At 69.6% G+C, this 24666-nt stretch carries 20 protein-coding genes; 8 read left to right on the top strand and 12 right to left on the bottom strand.

The features are described 5' to 3' along the window. The first annotated feature begins 267 nt into the window (after nucleotides 1–267). Nucleotides 268–1914 (top strand): flagellar hook-length control protein FliK, encoded by a 1647-nt coding sequence (locus K8940_RS11795; RefSeq protein WP_223395713.1) that lies wholly within the window; start codon nucleotides 268–270, stop codon nucleotides 1912–1914. Then, entirely contained in the window at nucleotides 1911–2174 is a 264-nt protein-coding gene (locus tag K8940_RS11790; protein ID WP_223395711.1) for an EscU/YscU/HrcU family type III secretion system export apparatus switch protein, read from the top strand. Before K8940_RS11795 ends, K8940_RS11790 begins: the two co-directional genes overlap by 4 nt. Nucleotides 2175–2229: 55 nt before the next feature. Here the strand turns inward: K8940_RS11790 and gltA are convergent, their stop codons facing one another. Next, complete coding sequence (gltA, locus tag K8940_RS11785; RefSeq protein WP_223395709.1) at nucleotides 2230–3510, bottom strand: citrate synthase; 1281 nt, start codon at nucleotides 3508–3510, stop codon at nucleotides 2230–2232. 67 nt (nucleotides 3511–3577) lie between these two features. Beyond that, entirely contained in the window at nucleotides 3578–4990 is a 1413-nt protein-coding gene (gene gltX, locus K8940_RS11780; protein WP_223395707.1) for a glutamate--tRNA ligase, read from the bottom strand. 243 nt (nucleotides 4991–5233) lie between these two features. Here gltX and K8940_RS11775 point away from each other — a divergent pair, with 243 nt between their 5' ends. Together K8940_RS11775 and K8940_RS11770 are read left to right on the top strand one after the other, a co-directional pair. Further along, nucleotides 5234–7336, top strand: coding sequence for a ComEC/Rec2 family competence protein (locus K8940_RS11775; protein WP_223395705.1), 2103 nt, complete (start codon nucleotides 5234–5236; stop codon nucleotides 7334–7336). Nucleotides 7337–7382: 46 nt separating this feature from the next. Then, nucleotides 7383–8150 (top strand): isocitrate lyase/phosphoenolpyruvate mutase family protein, encoded by a 768-nt coding sequence (locus K8940_RS11770; RefSeq protein ID WP_223395704.1) that lies wholly within the window; start codon nucleotides 7383–7385, stop codon nucleotides 8148–8150. A 171-nt stretch (nucleotides 8151–8321) separates the two neighbouring features. On the opposite strand, the gene lexA is transcribed toward K8940_RS11770, so the two are convergent. The 6 genes from lexA to K8940_RS11740 form a co-directional block, all read right to left on the bottom strand. Then, on the bottom strand, nucleotides 8322–9026 hold the full coding sequence (gene lexA / locus K8940_RS11765) for a transcriptional repressor LexA (RefSeq protein ID WP_223395703.1): 705 nt from the start codon (nucleotides 9024–9026) through the stop codon (nucleotides 8322–8324). A gap of 171 nt (nucleotides 9027–9197) precedes the next feature. Next, nucleotides 9198–10064, bottom strand: a complete 867-nt coding sequence (locus K8940_RS11760) for a class I SAM-dependent methyltransferase (protein ID WP_223395702.1) — start codon at nucleotides 10062–10064, stop codon at nucleotides 9198–9200. Nucleotides 10065–10115: 51 nt separating this feature from the next. After that, complete coding sequence (lepB, locus tag K8940_RS11755) at nucleotides 10116–10913, bottom strand: signal peptidase I (protein ID WP_223395701.1); 798 nt, start codon at nucleotides 10911–10913, stop codon at nucleotides 10116–10118. 60 nt (nucleotides 10914–10973) lie between these two features. Further along, a complete protein-coding gene (gene trpC / locus K8940_RS11750; RefSeq protein ID WP_223395700.1) occupies nucleotides 10974–11762 on the bottom strand; it encodes an indole-3-glycerol phosphate synthase TrpC in 789 nt (262 codons plus the stop codon). Continuing rightward, on the bottom strand, nucleotides 11759–12784 hold the full coding sequence (gene trpD / locus K8940_RS11745; RefSeq protein WP_223395699.1) for an anthranilate phosphoribosyltransferase: 1026 nt from the start codon (nucleotides 12782–12784) through the stop codon (nucleotides 11759–11761). Before trpD ends, trpC begins: the two co-directional genes overlap by 4 nt. 13 nt (nucleotides 12785–12797) lie before the next feature. Continuing rightward, on the bottom strand, nucleotides 12798–13394 hold the full coding sequence (locus K8940_RS11740; protein ID WP_223395698.1) for an anthranilate synthase component II: 597 nt from the start codon (nucleotides 13392–13394) through the stop codon (nucleotides 12798–12800). Nucleotides 13395–13509: 115 nt separating this feature from the next. On the opposite strand from K8940_RS11740, the gene K8940_RS11735 reads away from it, so the two are divergent. Continuing rightward, nucleotides 13510–13719, top strand: a complete 210-nt coding sequence (locus K8940_RS11735) for a hypothetical protein (protein WP_223395697.1) — start codon at nucleotides 13510–13512, stop codon at nucleotides 13717–13719. A 22-nt stretch (nucleotides 13720–13741) separates the two neighbouring features. Here K8940_RS11735 and trpE read toward each other — a convergent pair whose 3' ends face one another. Then, nucleotides 13742–15277: an anthranilate synthase component I gene (gene trpE / locus K8940_RS11730; RefSeq protein ID WP_223395695.1), complete on the bottom strand. Its 1536-nt coding sequence runs from the start codon at nucleotides 15275–15277 to the stop codon at nucleotides 13742–13744. Continuing rightward, nucleotides 15277–17238, bottom strand: a complete 1962-nt coding sequence (locus K8940_RS11725; protein WP_223395693.1) for a peptidylprolyl isomerase — start codon at nucleotides 17236–17238, stop codon at nucleotides 15277–15279. Before K8940_RS11725 ends, trpE begins: the two co-directional genes overlap by 1 nt. A 140-nt stretch (nucleotides 17239–17378) precedes the next feature. Between K8940_RS11725 and tpiA the strand changes: the two genes are divergently transcribed. Then, nucleotides 17379–18140 carry a triose-phosphate isomerase gene (gene tpiA / locus K8940_RS11720; protein ID WP_223395691.1) on the top strand — a complete coding sequence of 254 codons (762 nt, stop codon included), beginning with the start codon at nucleotides 17379–17381 and terminating at the stop codon, nucleotides 18138–18140. 122 nt (nucleotides 18141–18262) lie between these two features. Beyond that, a complete protein-coding gene (gene aspS / locus K8940_RS11715) occupies nucleotides 18263–20101 on the top strand; it encodes an aspartate--tRNA ligase (protein ID WP_223395689.1) in 1839 nt (612 codons plus the stop codon). An 84-nt stretch (nucleotides 20102–20185) separates the two neighbouring features. Here the strand turns inward: aspS and K8940_RS11710 are convergent, their stop codons facing one another. Continuing rightward, complete coding sequence (locus K8940_RS11710) at nucleotides 20186–21058, bottom strand: pentapeptide repeat-containing protein (RefSeq protein WP_223395687.1); 873 nt, start codon at nucleotides 21056–21058, stop codon at nucleotides 20186–20188. 208 nt (nucleotides 21059–21266) lie between these two features. Beyond that, a complete protein-coding gene (locus tag K8940_RS11705) occupies nucleotides 21267–23990 on the bottom strand; it encodes a ribonucleotide reductase (RefSeq protein ID WP_223395685.1) in 2724 nt (907 codons plus the stop codon). 278 nt (nucleotides 23991–24268) lie between these two features. On the opposite strand from K8940_RS11705, the gene K8940_RS11700 reads away from it, so the two are divergent. Further along, nucleotides 24269–24664: an NADH:ubiquinone oxidoreductase subunit NDUFA12 gene (locus K8940_RS11700; RefSeq protein ID WP_223395683.1), complete on the top strand. Its 396-nt coding sequence runs from the start codon at nucleotides 24269–24271 to the stop codon at nucleotides 24662–24664. Nucleotides 24665–24666: the final 2 nt, after the last annotated feature.

Genomic DNA, 24666 nt, shown 5'->3' with positions numbered 1-24666 from the left:
ACTGCGCCAGCCCATGACCTGAACGCGCTCCGCGCTGCGAAAATACGGTTACGTTGTTCACGTCCGGCGTCGAGTGCTTGGAAAAAGTGAACATACGCAGAGTGTTATGCTTAAGGTTAACCACTGATTTACGATCGCCCCATACTTTCGAAATAACAGCCACCCGGAGCCGTCGTCGTGGCCATCGACCCGACCACGCCCCTGACCCCGATCCTTCCATCCGTCCCGGCTGGAACCGCACCGGATTCTCTGGCGGTTTTGCAGGCCATGGCACGCCAGGCGCTGGCCAACACGGCCGCCGAGCTCGGCCAAATCGTCGGTCGTCCGACCACGCCCCAGGCGCCCAGGACGGGCGCGCCGGTGGAGCAGGCTGGCCGGGCCTCGACGCAGGACACGGGACACGCGGACGATGCCTCGGGCGCCGCTAAGGGCGCGCCGCCGGCCCAGCAGGCGCTGGCGGCCAAGGGATCGCCCGAAACCCGGATGGCCCGCGCCGTGCGCACCGCCGCCGCCGAGGCCGTGCCGCGCCAGACTGGCCTGGCGCCGCTGATGGCCAATGTCCGGGCCGTCGTCGATCGGGACGACATGCCGGCCGAGGTGCGCGAGGCGGGCGGCGCCCTGCTGGCCATGACGCCCCACGCCGATGAGATCACGACCGCCCAGGGATTGCGCCGGGCCGTCGAGCATTCGGGCGTATTCCTGGAAGCCCGCATGGCCCGCGCCGCCACCGCCCCCGTCACGGGAGGCGCGCCCGCGCCGTCGCCAGGGGGCGACATGAAGGCCGCGCTGCTGGTGTTCCGGGGCGCGCTGTACGCCTGGTTGGCCCACGCCGCGCCTCAGGACCTGACCGATCCGACCGTCGAGCCGGTCGTGGACGGCGCGCTCGACTTCGAAACGCCCATCTCTGGCGCTCGCTCGTCATTGCCAGCCGCCGCGTCGCCGGTCTCGCCGCCGGCCGCGCGTCCCACGGTTCAGGCTCAAGCGACCCCGACTCCGGCGCGTGACGACGCGCCAGGCGAGATCCCTTCGTCCGCCCCGGCGTCACAGCTCGATACGGCGGAGGAAGGGCGCGCGCTCGCGAAGCCCGGGGTTCCGCTTCCAGCCGCCGAGGATGAACCGCGTTTCGCCGCCTTCACGGCCGCGCCCAAGGCGGCGCCAAGCCCGACGACCGCCGCGCGCGCGGCGCTGTCGCCGCTGATCCAGGCCGGGCTGCTGGCCGAGGACGCGGTGATGGAGGCTGCGCCGGCCGGTCCGCTCGCCGAGGCCAAGACCGCCGTGGCGCGGGGCTATGGCGCGCCCGCAGCCGACGCTGCTCGCTCCAAGGTTCCGCCGCCGCCCTACGCCAGCGGTCCCATGGCGGGCCAGAAGCCCAATCCGCCGGCCATGTTGGCCGACCAGTCGCCAGCCGACGTGGTGCGCGGCCTGCTCAAGGGCGTCAGCGGGGCGTTGGCCAGGCAGGACCTGATGCAGATCGCCTCGCTGCCCGAGCCGCCGCGCCACGGCGAGGCCGAGGCCGCCGAGGCGCGGCCACAAGGCGCGCGGCTGAACCTGGACCTGCCGTTCGTGACGCCCCAGGGCGTCGCCGTGGCCCAGTTCGAGATCAGCCACGACGGCGGCGGTTCTGGCGGCGGCGCGGCCGGTCCGGCGGAACGCACCTACAAGGCCCGCTTCTCGATCGACGTCGAGCCGCTGGGGCCCGTCCATGCCCTGGTCACCCTGACGGGCGCGCGGGCCCGCGTTTCGCTCTGGGCCGAGCGGGCCGAGACGATCGCCCGGTTGCGGGCGGGCGAGGAAAGCCTGGGCGCGGCCCTGCGCCAAGCCGATCTGTCGCCCGAGGTCGCCATTCATTCGGGCTCGCCGTCCAGCGCTGGCGGCGTCAGCCCGCTGGGCCATTTCGTGGACCAGGCCTCATGAGCGGGATCACCGGCCCCTCCGCCCGTCCGCGCATCGCCGTGGCGCTGCTCTACGAAGATCCCAACGCGCCCAAGGTGGTCGCGTCCGGCCAGGGCTGGGTGGGCGAGAAGATCATCGAGACGGCCCGCGAACACGGCGTGCCGATCGAGGAGGACCCTGTGCTGGCCCAGGCCCTGTCGACCATCGAAATTGACGAGGAGATCCCTGAGGCGCTCTACCGCGCCGTGGCCGAGGTCCTCGGGTTCCTGCTCAAGCGCTGAACGAAAAAGGCCCCGCCGAAGCGGGGCCTGATCCATTGTCCTGAAGACGAAGCGCTTAGCGCTTTTCGACCGGCACGTAGTCGCGTTGCGTGGCGCCCGTGTAGAGCTGACGCGGACGACCGATCTTGCGGGTGGGATCCTCGAACATTTCCTTCCACTGGCTGATCCAGCCGACGGTGCGGGCCAGGGCGAACAGCACGGTGAACATGTTGGTCGGGAAGCCCATCGCGCGCAGGGTGATACCCGAATAGAAGTCGATGTTCGGGTACAGCTTGCGGTCGATGAAGTACGGATCGCTCAGGGCGACCTTTTCCAGCTCCTGGGCGACCTGCAGCAGCGGGTCGTTGTTGTGGCCCAGTTCGCCCAGCACTTCGTGCGCGGTCTTCTGCATGACCTTCGCGCGCGGGTCGAAGTTCTTGTACACGCGGTGACCGAAGCCCATCAGCTTGTACTTGCGGTCCTTCACGCCCTGGACGTAGTCCGGGATGTTCTCGACCGAACCGATGGTCTCCAGCATCTCCAGCGCTTCCTGGTTGGCGCCGCCGTGCGACGGGCCCCACAGGCAGGCGATGCCCGCGGCGATGCAGGCGAACGGGTGCGCGCCCGACGAACCGGCCAGACGGACGGTCGAGGTCGAGGCGTTCTGCTCGTGGTCGGCGTGCAGGATGAAGATCCGGTCCATGGCGCGGGTCAGCACCGGGTTCGGCTTCCAGTCCTCGGCCGGCACGGCGAAGCACATGCGCAGGAAGTTTTCCGAGTACGACAGGTCGTTGCGCGGCGACACGAACGGCTGGCCGACCGTGTACTTGTAAGCGCGGGCGGCGATCGTCGGCATCTTGGCGATCAGGCGATGGGCGCTGATCTCGCGCTCACGGGCGTCGTCGACATTGATGCTGTCGGCGTAGAAGGCCGACAGGGCGCCGACCGCGCCGGTCATGACGGCCATCGGGTGGGCGTCGCGGCGGAAGCCCTCGAAGAAGCGGTCGAACTGAGCGTGCAGCATCGTGTGGTAGGTGATGTTGCGCTCGAACTTGGCGAATTCGTCCGCCGTCGGCAGTTCGCCGTTCAGCAGCAGATGGCAGACCTCGAGGAACGAGGACTTCTCGGCCAGCTGGTCGATCGGATAGCCGCGGTGCAGCAGAATGCCGGCGTCGCCGTCGATATAGGTGATCTTGCTCTCGCACGAGGCGGTCGAGGTGAACCCCGGATCGAACGTGAAGTGGTCGCTCTCGGCATAGACCTTTCGGATGTCCAGAACGTCAGGACCCGTGCTGCCCTTGAGGATCGGCAGGTCGTAGCTCTTGTCGCCGATCGTCAGCGTGGCTTTATCGGTCATACTTAGACCCCTTCATAAATTGGAACGAGCAGTCCAACTTTCGTTTTCGCACGTGCGTTATAGCGCCTCATGCGCGCGACGCCAGGGCGTCGTCAAGGCGCCCCAAACTCTCTTCGCGGGAGAGCGCGGCCATCGTCTTGTTCAGGTCCGGAGCCGGCGCGCCGCCGGTCAGGATCCCGCGCAACGCCGGGCCGAACTTGCCGAAGCCGACACCCTCGGATTCCGCGAAGGTTTTCAACACGCTCTCCAGAGCCGCCGCGTCGAAGGCCGGCGCGGCGGCCAGTTGGGCGCGCAGGCGCGATAGTCGCTCGACCGTTTCCTCGGTCAGCTGCTTCTGCGTTTTTTCTTCCAGGGCCAGCGGGCGCGTCTTCAGCGCGAAGGCGCAGTGGTCCACCAACTCCAGGATGGTCTTGGCGCCTTCCTTCACTTCCGGGACGGTGCGGGCGATGCGCTCGCGGGCGTCGGCTGGCAGGGGCTCGCCGCGCTTTTCGGCGGCCGTCAGGGCCAGCTCGGTCAGGCGCGCGTCGTCGGCCTTGCGCAGGTGCTGGGCGTTGATGTGGTTCAGCTTGGCCCAGTCCAGGCGGGCGGGCGCCTTGACCACGTCCTTGACGTCGAACCAGCTGATCGCCTGCTCGTCGTTGAAGACCTCGTCGTCGCCGTGACCCCAGCCCAGGCGCGCCAGATAGTTGCGCATGCCTTCGGGGATGTAGCCCAGGTCGGCGAACTCGCCGACGGCCTGCGCGCCGTGGCGCTTGCTGAGCTTGGCGCCGTCGGGCCCGTGGATCAGCGGGATGTGGGCGAAGGCAGGCACGGTCCAGTCCATCGCCTGGTAGATCAGGGTCTGGCGGGCGGCGTTGTTCAGGTGGTCGTCGCCGCGGATCACGTGCGTGACCCCCATGTCGTGGTCGTCGACGACCACGGCCAGGTTGTAGGTCGGGGCGCCGTCGGCGCGCAGCAGGACCAGATCGTCCAGCTCGATGTTGCGGAAGGTCACCGGACCCTTGACCAGGTCGTCGACCACGGTCTCGCCATCCAGCGGACCCTTGAAGCGGATGACGTGCGGCACCGACAGGTCGCCTTCCGGCGCGTCGCGCCAGGGCGAGCGGATGGCGCGGCCTTCGGCGCGGGCCTTCTCGCGAGCGACTTCCAGTTCCTCGACGGTCATCCAGCAGCGATAGGCGCGGCCCTTGGCCAGCATCGCCTGCACAACCTCGACGTGACGCGGCGCGCGGGTGTGCTGGAAGATGACCTCGTCGTCCGACTTCAGGCCAAGCCAGTCCAGGCCCTCGAAGATGGCGGCGACGGCCGCCTCGGTCGAGCGCTCGCGATCGGTGTCCTCGACGCGAACAAGGAACTTCCCTCCCGTATGCCGCGCATATAACCAGTTGAACAACGCCGTGCGGGCGCCGCCGATATGCAGGAAGCCGGTGGGCGAGGGGGCGAAGCGCGTGACGACGCCGGTAGGGGTGGGGTTCGACATGGACTTCAGGGCTGTAGGACGGGACGCCGAAACGGCGTCGGAAAACGCGGGCCGCGACGCGGCTTGGGCGGGGCGTCTTAGCACGCCGGTTCGCGCCGGGACCAGCGCTTTTCCGCATCGCGGCGAACTTGGCTTGGCCGTCAAAAATACAACGGTTTCGGGGTGTTAGGCGTCGAATTCATCGATGCGGCGTCGCCAGCGCCCGCGACGCGGTTCTCGGGGCGGGGCCTGACCGCGCTGGCGATGGCCGAACTGCGAGTCAATGCGGGCCGCGTCTTCCTCTGGACGCCCGTCGCGTTCGGCCTCGGCGCGGCGGCCTATCTGGAGGCGAGCCGAGAGCCCGTCCTGTGGGCGCTGGCGGGCCTGACCCTGCTGCTGGCGGCGATCTGGCGGGGCCTGCGTCGTCGCGACGCGCCGGAGCTGGTCCTGGTTCTCATCAGCCTCGCGGCGTTTGGCGCGGCCGGCGGCCTGGCGGCCAAGATCCGGAGCGACCGGGTGGCGGCGCCGATCATGGCCGGCGAGCGCGTCGTGCGGCGCGTGGACGGCTTCGTCGTCGATGTCGTCAGCCCAGGCGCGGGCGGACCGCGTGTCTTGATCGCGCCGGTCACGGTGTCGGGGCTCGCGCCCGAGCGGACGCCGCGCCGGATCCGGGTGACCCTGGGCGAGAACGAGACGCCAGCGCCAGGGCGGGCGGTGCGGCTGAAGGCCATGCTGGGTTCCCCGCCGCCGCCCGCCGCGCCGGGGTCCTACGATTTCGCCCGCGACGCCTGGTTCGACTCGATCGGCGGCGTGGGCTTCACGATCGGCGAGATCGCGCCGGCGCGGCTGGATCCGCCGCCCTGGCGCCTGCGCCTGTCCATGGCGGTGAACGCCTTCCGCTGGAGCCTGGCCCAGCGGATCCTGGCGCGCATGGGCCCCAGCAGCGGCGGGATCGGAGCGGCGATGGTGACGGGCCACGAGGCCTGGATCAGCGAGGACCAGACCGAGGCCATGCGCGCCTCGGGGCTAGCGCATATTCTCTCCATCTCCGGCCTGCACATGGCCATCGTCGGAGGCTTCGTGTTCGGGCTGGCGCGCCTGGGCGTCGCGGCCTGGCCCTGGCTGGCCCTGCGGGCGCCGGGCAAGAAGATCGCCGCCGTCGCCGGGCTCGTGGCCGTGCTGGGATACCTGTTGATCTCCGGCGCGCCGCCGCCGGCCGAGCGGGCCGCGATCACGGCCAGCGTTGCCTTCCTGGCCATCCTGTTCGACCGGCGGGCCATCACCCTGCACGGTCTGGCGTTGGCGGCCCTGCTGATCCTGGCCCTGAAGCCGGAGACGGCGGGCGAGCCGGGCTTCCAGATGTCGTTCGCGGCCACCGCCGCCCTGGTCGCCCTGGCCGAGGCCTGGCCCCAGCCCGTGCGCGAGATCTCGACGCCGTGGTGGATCCGCTGGCCGCAGGCCGGGATCACGTGGCTGGCCGCCAGCGTCGCCGCCAGCCTGGTGGCGGGTCTGGCCACCGCGCCGTTCGCCATGCAGCACTTCAATCGCGTCGCCGTCTGGGGTCTGCCGGCCAATCTGGCGGTCGCGCCGCTGTCGTCGTTCGTGATCATGCCGTTCCTGGCGATCGGCACGCTGCTGGAGCCCTTCGGTCTGGGCGCGCCGTTTCTGGCCGTGGCCGGTTGGGGCATAGACGGCATGGTTGGCATCGCTAACGCCTTCGCCGACGCTCACGGCGCGCAGCGGATCGTGGCCAGCGCGCCGCCACAGGTGCTGGTGATCGCCTTTCTGGGCCTGATGACCCTGTGCCTGTGGAGGGGCAGGCTGCGCTGGATCGGCGCGCCGCTGGCCCTGGCCGTCGCCCTGTGGCCCCGGCCAGCCGCGCCCGACGCCTGGATCGCCGCCGACGGCGCCACCGCCGCCGTGCGCTCGGGCGACGCGGCCGTGCTGCTGCGCACCGACGCCAAGCGGTTCGGGGCCGAGCTGTGGGCGCGGCGGCGCGGCCTGACGCCGGCGACCTGGAGCCTCTACGCTTGCGACAAGCGGGTCTGCGCGCCAGCCCTCGGCGCGCCCGTGCGGCTGTCCCTGGCCTGGAGCCGAAGGACGCCCGACGCCGAGACCCTGTCGGGCCTGTGCGTGAACAGCGAGGTCGTGGTCGTTCGCGGAGCGGCCCCGGCGCATACGCCGCCGCTATGCGCCGACACCGTGCTGCTGACCGCCGAGGATTTCGCGCGGGGCGGGGCGGCCGAGCTCTATCGTCGCCCCGACGGCTGGCGCATCGTCTGGGCCCAGCCCTTGCGCGGCGATCGCCCTTGGAGTCGTCCGCCGGAGAGCCGCCTGCTGACACCTGATGTCACGAGCGAGCGCTAAGCGTCGTCAGGAAACACGCGCGGACCAACGCGCCGGAGGATCAGTGATGTCGAACCCGTTCGCCGCCCGCCGCGCGGCCTTTCGCGCCCTGCACGCCGAGGGCTGCTTCGCCCTGCCCAATCCGTGGGATATCGGCAGCGCCAGGCGGCTGGAGAAGCTGGGCTTCAAGGCCCTGGCCTCGACCAGCGCTGGGGCGGCCTGGGCCCTGGGCAAGGACGACGGCCAGATCACCCGCGACGAGGTCATCGCCCACCTGACGCAGCTGTGCGCCGCGACGAGCCTGCCGGTGAACGCCGACTTCGAGGCCGGCTTCGCCGATACGCCTGAAGGCGTGGGCAAGAGCGTGACCCTGGTCATCGCGGCCGGCGTCGCGGGGCTGTCGATTGAGGACTGGTCGGGCTCGGCGCTGTACGACCTGCCGACCGCCGTCGCGCGCCTCAAGGCGGCGCGCGCGGCCATCGACGCCTCGGGTCAGGACGTGATCCTGGTTGGCCGCACCGAAGGCTATCTGCGCGGCGTCCGCGACCTGGCGCCGACCCTGGAACGCCTGAAGGCCTATGCCGAGGCGGGCGCGGACTGCCTCTACGCCCCGGCGGTCACCGATCCCGAGGAGATCAGGGCCATCGTCCAGGCCGTGGCGCCCAAGCCGGTCAATGTCCTCTTCTGGGGACCCGAGATGTCGGTCGAGAGCCTGGGCGACCTGGGCGTGCGCCGGGTCAGCACCGGCGCGTCCCTGGCTGCCGCGGCCTGGGCCGGCTTCGACGTCGCCGCCAAGCGGCTGGCGGAGGAGGGTCGGCTGCAGCCCAAGCCCTAGCCGTTCACCCCAAACCGCTCATCCCCGCGAAAGCGGAGATCCAAACGGCTTCGCGGTTGGCGAGCACGCAAACAAATACGCCTCCCTGGGCACAGAGCCGAGGAAGGCGAAACTTGTTCCGGCATTCAGCTTGGGTCCCCGCTTTCGCGGGGATGAGCGAATGGGGCGGACTTAGTGGTACCGCCGGATCAGGCCGACCAGCTTGCCTTGCACCTCGACCTGGTCGGGGCCGAAGATGCGGGTCTCGTACTTGGGGTTGGCTGCTTCCAGGGCGATCGAGCCGCCCTTCTTGCGCAGGCGCTTCAAGGTGGCTTCCTCGCCGACCAGGGCGACGACGATCTCGCCAGAGGTGGCCGTGTCGCCCTTCTTGATGATGACGTAGTCGCCGTCGAGAATGCCGGCCTCGATCATCGAGTCCCCCTGCACCTCGAGGACATAGTGCTCGCCGTTGCCCAGCATGGCTTCCGGCACCGGCAGGCGCTCGCGCTCGTGCTGGATGGCGTCGATCGGCGTGCCGGCGGCGATGCGGCCCAGGATCGGCAGCTCGCGGCTGTCATTGGCCGGGGCCGAGGCGGCCGGCGCGGTCGGCGGGGCGCCGCCGCCCTCGAACACCTGCGGACGGAACGCGCCACGGCCCTTGGGCGGGGCGGCCGTCGTGGCCTGCTGCGGCAGCTTCACCACCTCCAGCGCCCGGGCCCGATGGGCCAGGCGGCGGATGAAGCCGCGCTCTTCCAGGGCCGTGATCAGGCGGTGGATGCCCGACTTGGACGCCAGGTCCAGGGCCTCCTTCATCTCGTCGAAGGACGGGGAGACGCCGGTCTCCTTGATACGCTCGTGGATGAACATAAGCAGTTCGTGCTGCTTGCGGGTGAGCATGTCGACCTCGGCTGGAGCGCGGAACAAACCGCAAACCTCGCAAATGTTCTCTAGGCGTTCCGCATTAAAGTCAAGTCAGGGCGCTGATCGCGTGAAAAGCTTTGCAAAATCAAGGCCTAGGCTGGTCGGCAGGGTAAATGTCGCCAAGAATCAAAAGCTTAACAAAAGCTTTCAGGCGCGCTTGCGAGCCACGATAATGTCCTGGTCCTGCAAGGGCTGACGGCGCCAGACGCCCAGCGCCTGGTTCAGCACGTCGAGGCCCAGTTCGTCGTACTGGGCCAGGATCGGCTCGATGTCATAGCCGATCACCGACTCCGGCAGCTCGGGCGTCGCGGTCCAGCAGCCGTCCAGGCGATGGACCATGTCGAACGCGATCTGGCCGTTGCCGGTGTTGGCGCGGGCCTCGTCGTCGATCAGGTACCACGAGACGATGCTGGTCCCGCCGGGCTTGAGCACGCGGGCGATCTCGCGGGCGAACTGGGCCTGGTCGGGGGCCAGCAGGTGGGTGAAAACCGAGCCCAGCCATACATAGTCGAAGCTGGCGTCCGGATAGGGAAAGACATAGGCGCTGGCGGGCTGCGAGCCGGCCGGGTTGTAGCGGTCGCTGTGCATGTCGGCGTGCACGAAGTCGAAGCGCGGGTCGCCGACGGCGATGTGGGCTTTGCACCAGTCGATGGCCTGGGCCATCACGTCGAAGCCCGCGTAGCGGCCGTTCTCGTCCAGATAGTCGACGAGCGGGGCGGCGGCGCGGCCAATTCCGCAGCCGACGTCGAGAATGGCGTGGTGCGGCCGCAGGCCGGCCTCGATGAACAGCCGCTTGAACTCCTGGCCCACGCGGACGTAGTCGGCGTCGGCGGCGCCCACGAGGTGCCAGAGCTCCTGCGGTGCGGCGACGGCGTCAGGATCGGCGGGCGGCGGCGCGGGCGCGGCGGTGGGAAGCGAGGCCGGCAGCAGAGCGCGGCGAAGGCGGCCCAGCACCGGGCGCAGGGGCGCGGGCGTGACGTTACGAAGCGCCGTCAGGAAAGAACCGTCCCGCATCCGAATCCTCTTCAATCCAAAGTGGAGCGGACCCTAGCGAGGCGGGAGCGCTCAGCCAACCGTCGGGGCGGGCAGCTTTTTGAAGGTGCGGTCCAGGCGCAGGCCGTGGCCGGTCCACGAAAACAGGATTCGCTCGGCGCGGCCCACCAGGTTCTCGGCGGGGATGAAGCCCATGCCCAGCTCTGGCGGCAGGCCGGCGTCGCGCGCCACGTCCCAGGCGCAGGAGGCGTACCCCTTGGGCGTCGAGCCGGGGTTGAAGCGGCTGTCCAGCGAGTTGTCGCGATTGTCACCCATTACGAAATAGCAGCCGGCCGGCACGGTGTAGACGCCGGTATTGGCGGCCGGCGTGTCGGCGCCGAAACTGTTGGTGGCGTAGGTCCGACCGTTCGGCAGGGTCTCGCGCAGATGGCGGACCGGGATCGGATAGTTTCCAGGCGAACCCTCGGCGTCGACCCCGGTCAGGGTCTGCTGGACGGGAGCGCCGTTGATCCGAAGCACGCCGCTGGTCAGCTGGATCCGGTCGCCCGGCAGGCCGATGACGCGCTTGATCACGTCGGTGCGGCCGTCGCTGGGGCGCTTGAAGACGACGATGTCGCCCCGCTGGGGCGCCTTGTCCATCAGGCGGCCGTGGCCGACCGGCGGGCTGAGCGGGATCGAGTGCCGGCTCCAGCCATAAGGATATTTGGAGACTAGGATGTAGTCGCCGACCATCAGTGTCGGCTCCATCGATCCGGACGGGATCGTGAACGGCTGGCTGAAGACCGTGCGCGGAACCAGGGCCACCACCAAGACGATGGCGACCGTCTTGATCGTCTCGATCAGGCCTTCGGCCCAGCGCGGCTTGCTCATGATGTCCCTCCTTCGCTCACGCGAAGGTTAGGGCGGCAAGCTTGGCCAAAACGTGGCGTTTTAGCCGATCAGGACCCTGGTGGCGGCCGTGACGTCAGCGTGGCGCATCAGGCTCTCGCCGACCAGCATGGCCTTGGCGCCGGTCGCCTCCATCCGCACGACGTCGGCGTGGGTGAAGACGCCGCTCTCGGTGACCAGGAGCGCGTCCTCGGGCGCCTGGGCGGCCAGGCGCTCGGTGACGGCCAGGTCGACGACGAAGCTCTTCAGGTCGCGGTTGTTGATGCCAACCAGGTCCGAGCCCAGGGCGCCGGCGCGGGCCATCTCGGCCTCGTCATGGACCTCGACCAGGGCGTCCATCCCCAGACGCTTGGCTTCGCTCATCAGCTCGGCGGCCAGGCCATCGTCGATCATGGCCAGGATGACCAGGATGGCGTCGGCGCCCAGGGCGCGGCTCTCGGCCACCTGCCAGGGATCGACCAGGAAATCCTTGCGGATGCAGGGCAGGGCGGTCGCCGCGCGGGCGGCCACCAGATAGTCGTCGGCGCCCTGGAAGCTGGGACCGTCCGTCAGCACCGACAGGCAGGCCGCGCCGCCGACCTCATAGGCCTTGGCCAGCACCGGCGGATCGAAGTCCTCGCGGATCAGGCCCTTGGACGGCGAGGCCTTCTTGATCTCGGCGATCAGGGACAGCTTGCCGGGGGCGTGCTTGGCTTCCAACGCGGTCTTGAAGCCGCGCGGCGCCGAGGCGGTCTTGGCGGCGGCGTCGACATTGGCCTGCGAGCGGCGGGCCTTGCGGGCCGCGACGTCTTCGCGCTTGTAGGCGGCGATCTTGGCCAGGATATCGGTCACGCGGGTGCTTCCGAGTTGGTGGCGGCCACCAGGCCGGCGAGGGCGGCCTTGGCGCGGCCGTCGTCGATGACGTTGGCGGCCAGTTCGATGCCCTCGACCAGGGTCTCGACCTTGTCGGCGACGAGGAAGGCGGCGGCGGCGTTCAGCAGCACGATGTCACGATAGGGACCCTTCTCGCCGTCGAGCAGGCGGGTCAGGGCGGCGGCGTTGAACTCAGGATCGCCGCCGGTGATGTCCGACAGCGAGGCGCGCGGCAGGCCGACGGCCTCGGGCGTGATCTTGAACAGGTGGATGCGGCCGTCGCGCCATTCGGCGACCTCGGTCTCGCCCGTCGTGGTCAGCTCGTCCATGCCCGCGCCGTGCACCGACCAGGCGCGCTCGGCGCCCAGGGCCCCAAGCGCCTTGGCGATCGGCTCGACGAAGCGCGGGGCCGAAACGCCGACGACCTGCCGCTTGGCGCCGGCCGGATTGGTCAGCGGGCCCAGCAGGTTGAAGATCGTGCGAAAGCCCAGTTGCTGGCGGATCGGCGAGACGTGCTTCATCGCCCCGTGATGGGCCTGGGCGAATAGGAAGCAGATGCCGGCCTCGTCCAGGGCCCGGCGCTGCTGCTCGCGCGTGGCGTCGATATTGACGCCCAGAGCGGTCAGGACGTCGGCGGTGCCGGACTTCGAGGTGATGGCGCGGTTGCCGTGCTTGGCGACCTTGAGGCCCCCGCCGGCGGCCACGAAGCCTACCGCGGTGGAGATGTTCAGCGTGTGCAGGCCATCGCCGCCGGTGCCGCAGACGTCGATGACGTCGTACGGATGCTCCAGCTGGACGGCCGCGCGTCGCATGGCGCGGGCGCAAGCGGCGATCTCGCCGACCGTCTCGCCGCGCAGGCGCATGGCGGTGACGGCGGCGGCCACCTGGGCCGGGGTCGGTTCGCCGCGCAGGCAGGCGGCGAAGAAGATCTCGGCGTCTTCGTCGCCCAGGGTCTGGCCGTCGGCCAGCTTGGCCAGCAGCGGCTTGAAAGCGTCGGACATGATGCGGCTCGCCCTAGACCCAGACCGCCGCGTCGCGCTTGACGTTCGCGAGGTCCATGAAGTTGGCCAGCATCTGGTGGCCGCCCTCGGTGGCGATCGATTCCGGGTGGAACTGGACGCCGAACACGGGGCGCGTCCTGTGCTGCACGCCCATGATCTCGCCGTCGTCGGTCCAGGCGGTGACCTCCAGCTCGGGCGGCAAGTCCTCCTTGCGGACGGCCAGGCTATGGTAGCGGGTGGCGGTGAACGGGTTGGGCAGGCCCTTGAAGATGCCCTTGTCGTTATGGCGCACCTTGCTGACCTTGCCGTGCATGACCTGCTTGGCGCGGATCACCTCGCCGCCGTAGGCTTGGCCGATGGCCTGGTGGCCGAGGCAAACGCCAAGGATCGGCAGGTCTTCCGGCGCGGCGCGCAGCAGCGGCAGGCAGATGCCGGCCTGGTCGGGGGCCTTGGGGCCGGGTGACAGCAGCACGGCGGCCGGATGCAGGCCCAGGGCTTCCTGCACCGTCAGCGCGTCGTTGCGGTAGACGACCGTCTCGGCCCCCAGCTCGTTCAGATAGTGGACGAGGTTGTAGGTGAAGCTGTCGTAGTTATCGATGACGAGGATCATGACGCCGCCTTTCGAAGTGCGGTTCTAGCCTGAGCGCGGCCGATGTGTAGCGGCAATTTCGCCTGCGGCTTTCAGTTACGGTTACAGCGGACGCGGTCTGGAGCATCATATGGGGATGGACCCGCGTGATTCCGCCCTGGACCCTGTCGCCGTCGCCTATGTCCGCGCGCTGCTGCGGCAGAAGGCGCGCGTCCAGAAGATGACGCCGGTGCTGGCCGCCGCGGCCTTCGCCGCGCTGTGTGCGATCAGCTTCGCCACGGTGATGGTGCTGGCGCCGCCGGCGGTCACGCAGCACCTCCCGGACGACCGGCTGGGCGGTCCGTAGAACGGAAGAGCAGCCCTAAGGCTCAGCTGAATCGCCAGGCTTCCTCGGCCGCGCGCTTGAGGGCGCGGGACTTGTGCAGAGTCTCATCGTACTCGGCGTCCGGATCGCTGTCGGCGACGATGCCGCCGCCGGCCTGCACGTACATCATGCCGTCCTTCACAAGCGCCGTGCGCAGCACGATGCAGGTGTCGACCGAGCCGTCGGCGCCGAAATAGCCGACCGCGCCGGCATAGCCGATGCCGCGCTTCTCGACTTCCAGTTCGTCGATGATCTCCATCGCCCGCACCTTGGGCGCGCCCGAGAGCGTGCCGGCGGGCAGGGCGGCCATCAGCACGTCGACCGGATCGACGCCCTCGGGCGCGTTGCCCTCGACGTTCGAGACGATGTGCATCACGTGGCTGTAGCGCTCGATCTTGAAGCTCTCGGTCACGCGGACGTTCGGGCCTTTCGGACGCTCAGCCGGCGTGTTGCGGCCCTGATGGTTCAGCATGGCCACGCGACCCACGTCGTTGCGGCCCAGGTCCAGCAGCATCAGGTGCTCGGCGCGTTCCTTGGGATCGGCCAGCAGCTCGGCTTCCAGCGCCGCGTCCTGCTCGGGCGTGGCGCCGCGCGGACGGGTGCCGGCGATCGGCCGGATGGTGATCTTGCCGTCGCGCAGGCGAACCAGGATCTCGGGGCTGGAGCCGACCAGGTTGAAGCCGTCCAGGTTCAGGAAGAACAGGAACGGCGACGGATTGGTCCGGCGCAGCGAGCGGTACAGGGCGAACGGCGGCAGGTCGAAGGGCGCGCGGAAGCGGTGGCTGGCCACGACCTGGAAGATGTCGCCGGCGGCGATGTAGTCCTTGGCCTTGGCGACCACGTCGGCGTAGTCGGCGCGGCTGACCGGCGTCGTGAACGCCATCGGGTCTCGAGGCGCGCGGGGCGCGTCGTGGGCCAGAGGACGATGCAGGTCGGCCATCACCGTCTCGATTCGCGCGCGGGCGGCGGCGTAGGCGTCCTGGGCCGACACGCCGGCCTTGGGGCGCACGGCCGTGGTCAGGATGATTTCCTGGGCGATGGCGTCGAAGATCGCGACGATCTGCGGGCGGGTCATGATCCCGTCCGGCAGGCCCAGCGTGTCCTCGTTGATGTCGGGCAGACGCTCGACCAGGCGGACCAGATCGTAGCCCAGGGCCCCGAACACGCCGGCGGCCATGGGCGGCAGGCCCTTGGGCAGCTCCATGCGCGAACGGGCCACGAGGTCGCGCAGGCTGTCCAGCGCGCCGCCCGGCTGGGGCGCGTAGCGGCCGGCGGCGATGTCGTCGCCCTCTGCGATCTCGGCCTGGTCGCCGCGGCAGCGCCAGACGAGGTCCGGGTTCATGGTCACGATCGAATAGCGACCGCGCCAGGCGCCGCCTTCCACGCTCTCGAACAGGAAGCTGTAGGGACGCGTCTGGGCGATCTTCAGATAGGCCGAGACCGGGGTCTCGAGATCGTCGATCAGACGGGTCCAGACGACCTGTTGACGTCCGGAATCATAGGCTTCCGAAAAGGCGTCGAAGGCGGGTTCCAGACTCATTACTCGGCTTTCTTTCCGCCCGTGGCGCCTTGCGCCTTCGCCAGGGCGTCGGTGTCGACGCCGATGGCCTGGCGCGCCAGGGTCAGGTTGCTCTTGGTCTTCAACTGGGTCTTGGCGGCGTTGCGCGAGGCCTCGCCCAGGTCGCGCATCAGGCCGTTGGCCGTCTGGGCTTGGGTGAACGCCGCGATCTGGGCGACCTGGTCGGCCGGGGCGGCGTGGACGGTCTCGAGCTTGGCGACGACGAAGGCCTCGCCCTGCTGGCCGGCGCGGGCCACGAAGGTCTCGCCGTTCTTGGCCTGGAAGGCCGCGCCCAGGAACTCCTGGCCCAGGCCCATGTGCTCGCGAGCGTTCTGGCGCGACAGGCCGGGGACCTTCTGGACCTTCGACTGGGCCGAGGCGGCGACGGCGTCCAGGCTCTCGCCCTTCTTGACGCGGGCGGCCAGCTCGTCGGCCTTGGCCTTCAGGCGCTTGCCCATCTCCTGGGCCTGCCAGACGGCGGTCAGCTGCGGCTTGATCTCGGCCAGCGGCGGCATGGCGGCCGGCACGACCTTCTCGACCTTCACGGCGTAGTATTCGCCCTTGCCCAGCTCGACCAGTTCGCTCTCGCCGCCTTGCGACAGCTCGAAGGCGGTCTTGAGGATGTCGGGCGTCAGGCCGGGGACGGGCTGGCCGGTCTGATCGGCGCCCTGGGCGGTGATCGGGGCGGTCGTGAGCACCAGGGCGCCGGCCTTGCTGGCCGCGGCGACCAGGTCGGCGCCGCCGTCATGGGCGTCCTGATAGGTCTGGGTCTGGTCGTAGGCCTTGGCCTGGGCGGTCTGGGCGCGGACCTCGGCCTCGATCTGCGGACGGACGCTGTCCAGCGTGGCGACGACGCCCGGCGTGACCTTGGTGACCTTGATCACCGAGACGCCCAGCTCGCCGGCGATCGGGCCGCTGACCTGGCCGGCGGCCAGGGTGAAGGCGGCGTCGGCGACCTTGCGGTCCGGCACGGCGGACTTGGGCTTGTCGGCCAGGACCAGCGGGGTCTTGCCGTAGGCCTTGGCGACGGCGGCCGGATCCTCGCCCTTGGCCAGGCGCTGCGAGATCACGGCGGCGGCCTTGGCGTCGGGGGCCGAGATCTGGACGATCGAGCGGGTCTCCGGCTTGGCCAAGCTGTCCTTGCGGAAGTCGAAGGCCTTCTGCACGTCGGCCGGGTTCAGCGTGACGGTCGGCTCCAGGGCCTTGGCGCTGACGCGCATGATCGACAGCACGCGCGTTTCCGGACGCGTCAGGCGCTCGCGGTTCTCGTTCATGAACGCGGTCAGTTGGGCGTCGGTCGGCTGGCCGGGCTTTTCGACCGAGGCGGGATTGACCGCGAAGGCGGCGACGTCGCGCGCTTCCAAGAGGTAGGCGCCTTGCAGGGCGGCGTAGATGCGCGGCGCGCGCATGCCGTCGGCGACGGCCGAGAAGAAGTGGGCGTTGGCGATCTCGTCGCGCAGCGAGGCCTCGTAGGCTTGGGGCGTCAGGTTGTTCTGGGCCAGCAGGGCAGCGTAGGCCTGCTGGTCGAACTTGCCGGTGATCGGGCTGAATGGGCGCTGGCCGGGCGGCAACTGGCTCATCTGCTGGTGGACGATGTCGCCGACCAGCTTGTCCGACGGGGTGACGCCCATCTTCTGGATCGCGGCTGCGATCGATTCCTGCAGGGTCAGTTCCTGGACGATCTGTCGGTCGATGCCGCGCTCGACGGCCTGGTCGGGCGTGATCGCCTCGCCGCCGCGCTGCTCCATGGCCTTGCGGTAGTTGTCGAACCGCGCCTTGAAGTCCTGGGCCGACAGGCTGCGCGAACCGGCGCTGATCACGCCCGAGCCGCGCGGCCCCTTGAACACGTCGCTGATGCCGAAGATGGCGAAGCTGACGATCAGCAGGCCGAACAGCAGAACCGCGAACGGCGATTTGGCGAAGGAGCGGAAACCGGCGAGCATTGGGACGAGAACCTTCCAGTCGGACCCGCCGAACGAATGGGCAAGGCGGTCGAGAGCAGCGGGTATAGTAGAGCCGTGGGTGACCGGGCAAGCGGCCTGGGCTTGACTTCCCAGGCGAGCATGACCCCAAGAAGGCGCTCATGACCCTTTCGAGCACGACTCCCCGGCCGCTGATCGCCGGAAACTGGAAGATGAACGGTCTTTCGACCGCTCTCGACGAGGCCCGGGCCATCGCGGCCGGACTGGACCGCCAGCCCGCCGCCGCCCGAGTCGCCATCTTCCCGCCCGCCACCCTGCTGCACCGCCTCGGCGAAGCGGTCGAGGGTTCGTTCGTCCTGGTCGGCGGCCAGGACTGCCACGGCAAGGCCAGCGGCGCCCATACCGGCGACATCTCGGCCGAGATGGTCGCCGACGCTGGCGGGACGATGGTGATCGTCGGCCACTCCGAGCGCCGCACCGACCACGGCGAGACCTGTCAGCAGGTGGCCGGCAAGGCCCAGGCGGCCCTGGCGGCGGGCCTGGAGCCCATCGTCTGCGTCGGCGAGAGCCTGGAACAGCGCCAGGGCGGCGGAGCGGTGAGCTTCGTGATCGGCCAGCTTCGCAATTCCCTGCCGTCCAGCCTGGCGGGCCAGGCCTTCAACGTCGCCTACGAGCCGCTGTGGGCCATCGGCACCGGCCACGTGGCCTCGGTCGAGAACATCGTCGAGATGCACGCGGCCATCCGCGCCGAGCTGGTCGCCCGGTTCGGCGAGCAGGGCAGGGTGACGCCGATCCTCTACGGCGGGTCGGTCAAGCCCGAGAACGCCCGCGAGATCCTGGCCGCGCCGGAAGTCGGCGGCGCCCTGGTCGGCGGCGCCTCGCTTAAGGCCAAGGACTTCCTGGCCATCGTCGAAGCGGCCTGACGCGCCGAGAACCTTTTCCAGACGGGCCGCGCCAGCGCGTGGTTCGTCCCAGAATCCTTGACATACGGGCGCCCACGTGCGCCTTACCGCGCCTTGCAAATCACCGCGTATTCAAGACTTTCATGACCTCCATGCACGCCTATCGCACCCACAACTGCGGCGCTCTGCGCGCCTCCGACACCGGTTCCACGGTGCGCCTGTCGGGCTGGATCCACCGCAAGCGCGACCACGGCGGTCTGGTCTTCATCGACCTGCGCGACCACCACGGTCTGACCCAGCTGGTGCTGCATCCGGAAACCCCGGGCTTCTCGATCGTCGAGCGCCTGCGCGCCGAGAGCGTGATCCGCGTCGACGGCGAAGTCATCGCTCGTGACGCCAGCGTGGTGAACCCGAACCTCCCGACCGGCGAGATCGAGATCCGCGTCTCGGCCGTCGAGGTCCTCTCCGAAGCCGCCGAGCTGCCGCTGCCGGTGTTCGGCGAGCCGGACTATCCCGAAGAGATCCGCCTCAAGCACCGCTATCTCGACCTGCGTCGCGAGACCCTGCACAGGAACATCGTCCTGCGCTCGCGCGTGATCCAGTCGATCCGCAACCGCATGTTCGCCCAGGGCTTCAACGAGTTCCAGACGCCGATCCTGACGGCGAGCTCGCCCGAGGGCGCGCGCGACTTCCTGGTGCCTTCGCGTCTGCACCCGGAGAAATTCTACGCGCTGCCCCAGGCGCCCCAGCAGTTCAAGCAGCTGCTGATGGTCTCGGGCTTCGACCGCTACTTCCAGATCGCCCCATGCTTCCGCGACGAGGACCTGCGCGCCGACCGCTCGCTGGAATTTTACCAGCTCGACGTCGAGATGAGCTTCGTCACCCAGGAAGACGTGTTCGCGGCCATCGAGCCGGTGATGCACGGCGTCTTCGAGGAGTTCTCGAACGGCAAGCCGGTCTCGCCGATCAGCGGGACCCACACCTTCACCAACGACGTCGGCCAATCGTTCGAGCACAAGGGCTTCGAGCGTCTGACCTACGCCCAGTCGATGGCCTGGTACGGCAGCGACAAGCCGGACCTGCGCAACCCGATCAAGATGGCCGACGTCTCGGCGCACTTCCGTGACGGCGGCTTTGGCCTTTTCGCCAAGATCCTGGGCGCGGACGCCAAGAACCAGGTGTGGGCGATCCCGGCCCCGACCGGCGGCAGCCGCGCCTTCTGCGACCGCATGAACAGCTGGGCCCAGGGCGAAGGCCAGCCGGGCCTGGGCTACGTCTTCTGGTCGGAAGACCAGGGCGGCTGGGGCGGCCCGATCGCCAAGAACCTGGGCGAGCCGACCCAGGCGCTGATGGAGTCGCTGGGCCTTGGCTCGGGCGACGCCGCCTTCTTCGTGGCCGGCGACCCGGCCGTGTTCGCCAAGTTCGCCGGCCTGGCGCGTACGCGCGTCGGCACGGAGCTGAAGCTGGTCGACGAAAACCAGTTCAAGTTCTGCTGGATCGTCGACTTCCCGATGTTCGAGTGGAACGAAGACGAGAAGAAGGTCGACTTCTCGCACAACCCGTTCTCGATGCCGCAAGGCGGTCTGGAGGCCCTGGAGACGCAGGACCCGCTGACCATCCGCGCCTACCAGTACGATATCGTCTGCAACGGCTACGAGCTGTGCTCGGGCGCGATCCGGAACCACAAGCCCGAGATCATGCTCAAGGCCTTCGCCACCGCCGGCTACGGCCCGGAAGTGGTTGAGGAGCAGTTTGGCGGCATGCTGAACGCCTTCCGCTATGGCGCCCCGCCGCACGGCGGCCTGGCGCCCGGCATCGACCGCATCGTCATGCTGCTGGCCGACCAGGTGGCCATCCGTGAGGTCATCGCCTTCCCGCTGAATCAGCAGGGCCAGGATCTGCTGATGAATGCGCCGGCCAACGTGCTCGACAAGCAGCTGAAGGAGCTGCACATCCGCACCGCGCCTCCGATCAAGGTGTGAGGCGCGGCGGAAGCCAGAAACAAGAGAGCCCTCCGATCTCGCCGATCGGAGGGCTTTTTCTTGGCCGATATGGACTGACGGTGGTCAGTCCTTCGGAGGCTTGGGCGGCTTCGGCGGGGCCGGCGGCGCGGGCGGGGCCTTTGGCATCTCGCGCAGCAGCATGAAGCGCGCACCGCGCAGACCGTTGCAGGGGCGCACCGTCAGGCCGGAGGGCAGGCGGACGCCGCCGTCGCCGCAGGCCTCGTCCAGCTGGTCCTGGTCCAGGCCGCGGGCGCCGGTGAAGTCCGCGCCGGACAGCACGGCGGCGCTGAGGTCGGCGTTGCGGAAATCGGCGCCATTGAAGATCGCGCCGCGCAGATTGGAGCCCGTCAGGTCGGCGTTGCGGAAATTGGCGCCTTCGAACCGCGCGCCGGCCAGGATGGCGTGGTTGAGATCCGAATTGGAGAAGTCGGCGTCGCGGGCGTTCGCGCCGGACAGGTTCGAGCCAGTCAGCTCGGCGTTGGACAGGCGGGCCCGTTGCAGGTTGGCGCCGACCAGTTGCGAGCCGTGAAGTTCGGAGGACGACAGGTCGACGCGGACCAACGTGGCCGATTGGAGGTTCACACCGCTGCCTTCCATGCCCGACATCTTGGCGTCGGTGAAGTTGGCGGCCACGAAGTTGGCGCCGCGCATCTCGGCGCCGCGCAGGTCGGCCCGGCTGAGGTCGGCGCCGGCGAAGTTGCTGCCGTAGAACATCGCGCCGCGCAGGTCGGCGCCGATCAGGACGGACTTGACGAAGTTGGCTCCAGTGAACTTGGCGTTCATCAGCTTGCGGCCGGCCAGGTCGCAGTTGGCGCACATCCCGCCGAAGGAGGTCAGCTTGGCGACGTCCTTGTCTTCGATCGAGGCGTGAGCCTGGCCGGACAGGGCCAGCAGGCTCAGCGTCAAGGCGGCGATGGAAACGCCCAAGCGGGACATCGACTTCTCCGTGCAGTCCATACGATACGCGACTGTGTGAGTTACGGTTTGAACCGACGGAGGGGCTGAAGCCACTTAAATCGCGGTAATGACGGGGATTTAACGGCGGCGGAGGAGAGAGAAACGCCTATTCGGCAACGTGAAGTCGTCGCCGAGAATCCCTCTCAACCGGTCTGGCGGAGGACGATCGCGAGACCCCTTTTGGGGACTACGAGGAGGCGACTGGTCCGGGACGGTCCGACTGGGCCCCGCAAGTGTCGCAGACGGTCAGGCCGCCGCGACGGATCAGCGAGAGGTCGCCGCAGGCCGGGCACATCTCGCCCTCGGCCCCGGGACGTTCGGAGCCCTCGACCCGGCGACGGCCGAACGAGGCGAAGACCAGGTTGTCGGGGGCGGCCCCGCGCGAGAAGCCCTTGGAGATGAACTTGCTGGCCAGCACCGGATCGGGTCCGACGTCGTCGATCTCGTCTTCCGACAACGGCTTGCCCCAGCCCAGGCCGTCTGCGTTGAACTGACCGGCGTCGCCGTTGGCCAGGTCATCGCGGCCCAGATAGGACACGCCCAGCTCGCGGAAGATGTAGTCCAGGATAGAGGTCGCCGACTTGATCGAGTCGTTGCCCGATACCGGGCCCGCCGGCTCGAACTTGGTGTAGACGAAGGCGTCGACGAACTCGTCCAGCGGCACGCCGTGCTGCAGGCCCAACGATACGGCGATGGCGAAATTGTTCATCAGGCTGCGGAAGGCCGCGCCTTCCTTGTGCATGTCGATGAACAGCTCGCCCAGCTCGCCGTCCTCGTATTCGCCGGTGTGCAGATAGACCTTGTGCCCGCCGACGGCCGCCTTCTGGATGTAGCCCTTGCGGCGATCTGGCAGGCGGCGGCGGGAGCGGTCGCGTTCGACGATCTTCTCGACCACGCGCTCGGTGACGACCGCTTCGCGAGCCGGCGCCGCGCGCGCGGGCTCGGCGGCAGGCTCCTCGGGCAGGTCCAGCGTGAAGTCGGCCGGGGCGGCCGCGCGTTGCAGGCGCAGGGCGCGGACGCCCAGTCGCGCGGCGGCGGCCTGGGCCCGGACGGCGTCGGCAGGGCGGCTGTCGAAGGCGACCGGCACGGCGACCGCGGTCGGCAGGCAGGCGAAGCTCTCGACCGCGACCAGCATGGCTAGCCGATCGGCGAAGGCGGGAGCCTCGACCGAGCGGAACGCCTCGCGCAGCTCGGGATTCAGGGTCTCGCAGTCGTTCAGCAGGCCCGCGCCCAGGGCGTGGCGCTCGGCGGCCGCGATCTCGGTGGGTGAAAAGTCGGCGAAGGCCAGGGTGTCGAAGTCACGGCGGGCCACGTCCTCGGCCGAAGCGCCCAGCACGTCGCGCAGGAAGCCGGCGCCGACGACGGCGGGAGCGAAGGCGGCGCGCAGGCCCTGGTGTTCGCGCAGGGCGTTTTCGGCTTTCTCGATCTCGTGGGCGGTGAAGCCCCGGGCCTGCAGCATCACGTGGTCGATCGCCGGGCTGTCCAGCAGCGAGCCGTGACCCAGGGCATGGCGGCGGGCGGCGTCCAGATCGACGCCCTCGGTCGACAGCGCCTCGAACGCGGCGGGGCTGAAGGCGGGCAGCAGCCAGCCGTCGGCGGTCTGGGTGACCGAGACGGGCGACATCGCACCGGCCGCGCCGACGGGCGCGCCGCCCAGGCGCAAGCTGGCCTCGGCGTCCTCGAACGGACCGACCAGGGCCGTCGAGCGCAGGCCGTGCTTGCGGGCCAGAGCATGGGCGGTGGCCAGGGCGGCGGCGGCCTCGGTGGCCAGTTCCGAACGCAGGGCGGCGGCGCGCACACGGCGCTCGGCCAGGGTCTTCAACACCCCCTGCCGGTCCTGGGCGAAGGTTTCGTCGTGACCGAGTGCGGCGGCGGCCTCGGCGCTGGCCGACAGGGCCGCCCCGACGGCCAGGGCCCACAGCGCCGCTGCGGCGTCGCGGCCCTCGATGCTGGTCTGGGATAGGCCCTGGCTCAGCAGGCAGTCGCCGACGCCGGCGAGGCCCAGGCGGGCCGGGCGGTCGCCTCGCTCCAACTCCAGGGCCGTGCCCCACAGGTGGCAGACATAGGTGAAGCGCTCGATGTCGAAGCTGTCGTCGTCGAGGAAGGCGCTGGCGTCGATCGCTGCGCCGACGCCGACGCCGCGCGACAGGATCTCGGCGTCCGTGGGCGACAGGGCCAGGGTGAGGGCGCTGGTCTCCCAGCCGACCTGGGCGGCCAGGGTGGCGGCCTCGTCGCCGGCGGACACGCCTTGGCGGCTGGCCGAGGCGATCATGGAGGCTTCGCGCTCCGAGCCCTGGTCGCTCAGCGGCGGGCGGGCGGCATCAGCCGTGGCGATGGCGTCCAGGATGGTGCGGTCGTCGGCGCCTAGCTCGCGAGCCTTGCGGGCGGCGCGGGCCAGGGCAGGGTTCTTGCGGACGTCGCCGCAGGCGCGCGGATCGCCCGAGCAGCGGCGGACGGCGTCGGCGACCTGGGTAAGGGCGGCGTCCAGGCGCGCGGCGGCCTGGGCGGCCAGGATCCGGGCCCGGCGCTGGCCGAGGGCGTCCTTTACCGCGCTTTCGAATTCGAACTCACCGACGTCGGGCAACAGCGCCAGGCCGGTCTGTCCGCCGGCGGGCGTGGCGACGCCCGAGAGCATGGTGGCCAGCAGCGACTCGCGGAACGCCGCCGCGTCGGCCTTGTCGCCGAACAGGCCGCGCGCCAGGCCGGCCTGGGCGATACGATCGGCGTAACGGGCCGGGCCGCCGCCCAGCGGCGCCTTGGCCTGGATCTCGCCGGCCCAGTCCAGCCAGGCCTCGACCCGGGCGTCGGTCCACGACGACGGCGCGGAGACCACGACGATCTCGTCGGCGCGCTCGAGATCGCGCCATTCCATGGCGGGGACAAGTCCGGCGGCTTTGGCGGGCGTGCGCATGGGCGAGTTCCGGTCCGGGCGGCGGTCGTGATATCTTACCAAATCCCTAACGACTGATTCCGTGCCGAGGGGATGCGCGTAAGGTCGCACCCCAAGCTAGAACCTCGCTCGCCGAGCCTCAATAGATGTTGCGGGTCTGGGGGCTCTAATCCACAAGATGTTGAAGTTGGCCTCGGGTGAGCGGCGCTGGACGCTGCGGACTGGGGACGCTATGTTCCGGCCGCTTCGCCACGCTCGCCGGGCGTCGCCAAAGCCTTGCAAATTCAGGTGCGAACGTAGTGCTGAAAGCGATCTTTACGTGGTGGAACGGCGCGACCCTGGGTCAGCGCTTCCATATCGGCCGCCGCGGCGTGTTTGTGGGCACGGACGAGCAGGGCAACCGCTACTTCGAAGCGCGCGACAACAGCGACAGCTACGACCAGCGCAAGCGCCGCTGGGTGATCTACAACGGCTACGCCGAAGCCTCGAAGGTCCCGCCGGACTGGAGCGGCTGGCTGCACTACACCTTCGACGAGCCGCCGACCGAGGCGCCGCTGAAGCGCCGTGAGTGGGAAAAGGATCACCTGCCGAACCTGACCGGCACCGTGTACGCCTGGCGTCCGAAGGGGTCGCTGACCCGCGGCGGCGAACGCGCGGCCGCCACCAGCGACTATCAAGCCTGGACGCCGGAATAGGG

This window comes from Caulobacter segnis (assembly GCF_019931575.1).
GTDB classification, from domain to species: domain Bacteria; phylum Pseudomonadota; class Alphaproteobacteria; order Caulobacterales; family Caulobacteraceae; genus Caulobacter; species Caulobacter segnis_C.
The sequence above is the reverse complement of the archived record's forward strand: the minus strand, read 5'-3'. Positions and strand labels throughout refer to the sequence as shown.

Bases quoted from the DNA above. Each gene is read 5' to 3' on its own strand.
- K8940_RS11725 (WP_223395693.1), bottom strand. From the start codon at position 17,238: ATGCTCGCCGGTTTCCGCTCCTTCGCCAAATCGCCGTTCGCGGTTCTG.
- K8940_RS11775 (WP_223395705.1), top strand. From the start codon at position 5,234: ATGGCCGAACTGCGAGTCAATGCGGGCCGCGTCTTCCTCTGGACGCCC.
- lexA (WP_223395703.1), bottom strand. From the start codon at position 9,026: ATGCTCACCCGCAAGCAGCACGAACTGCTTATGTTCATCCACGAGCGT.
- gltA (WP_223395709.1), bottom strand. From the start codon at position 3,510: ATGACCGATAAAGCCACGCTGACGATCGGCGACAAGAGCTACGACCTG.
- tpiA (WP_223395691.1), top strand. From the start codon at position 17,379: ATGACCCTTTCGAGCACGACTCCCCGGCCGCTGATCGCCGGAAACTGG.
- K8940_RS11795 (WP_223395713.1), top strand. From the start codon at position 268: ATGGCACGCCAGGCGCTGGCCAACACGGCCGCCGAGCTCGGCCAAATC.
- lepB (WP_223395701.1), bottom strand. From the start codon at position 10,913: ATGAGCAAGCCGCGCTGGGCCGAAGGCCTGATCGAGACGATCAAGACG.
- K8940_RS11770 (WP_223395704.1), top strand. From the start codon at position 7,383: ATGTCGAACCCGTTCGCCGCCCGCCGCGCGGCCTTTCGCGCCCTGCAC.
- K8940_RS11740 (WP_223395698.1), bottom strand. From the start codon at position 13,394: ATGATCCTCGTCATCGATAACTACGACAGCTTCACCTACAACCTCGTC.
- K8940_RS11790 (WP_223395711.1), top strand. From the start codon at position 1,911: ATGAGCGGGATCACCGGCCCCTCCGCCCGTCCGCGCATCGCCGTGGCG.
- K8940_RS11710 (WP_223395687.1), bottom strand. From the start codon at position 21,058: ATGTCCCGCTTGGGCGTTTCCATCGCCGCCTTGACGCTGAGCCTGCTG.
- trpD (WP_223395699.1), bottom strand. From the start codon at position 12,784: ATGTCCGACGCTTTCAAGCCGCTGCTGGCCAAGCTGGCCGACGGCCAG.
- K8940_RS11735 (WP_223395697.1), top strand. From the start codon at position 13,510: ATGGACCCGCGTGATTCCGCCCTGGACCCTGTCGCCGTCGCCTATGTC.
- gltX (WP_223395707.1), bottom strand. From the start codon at position 4,990: ATGTCGAACCCCACCCCTACCGGCGTCGTCACGCGCTTCGCCCCCTCG.
- K8940_RS11705 (WP_223395685.1), bottom strand. From the start codon at position 23,990: ATGCGCACGCCCGCCAAAGCCGCCGGACTTGTCCCCGCCATGGAATGG.
- K8940_RS11760 (WP_223395702.1), bottom strand. From the start codon at position 10,064: ATGCGGGACGGTTCTTTCCTGACGGCGCTTCGTAACGTCACGCCCGCG.
- aspS (WP_223395689.1), top strand. From the start codon at position 18,263: ATGACCTCCATGCACGCCTATCGCACCCACAACTGCGGCGCTCTGCGC.
- trpE (WP_223395695.1), bottom strand. From the start codon at position 15,277: ATGAGTCTGGAACCCGCCTTCGACGCCTTTTCGGAAGCCTATGATTCC.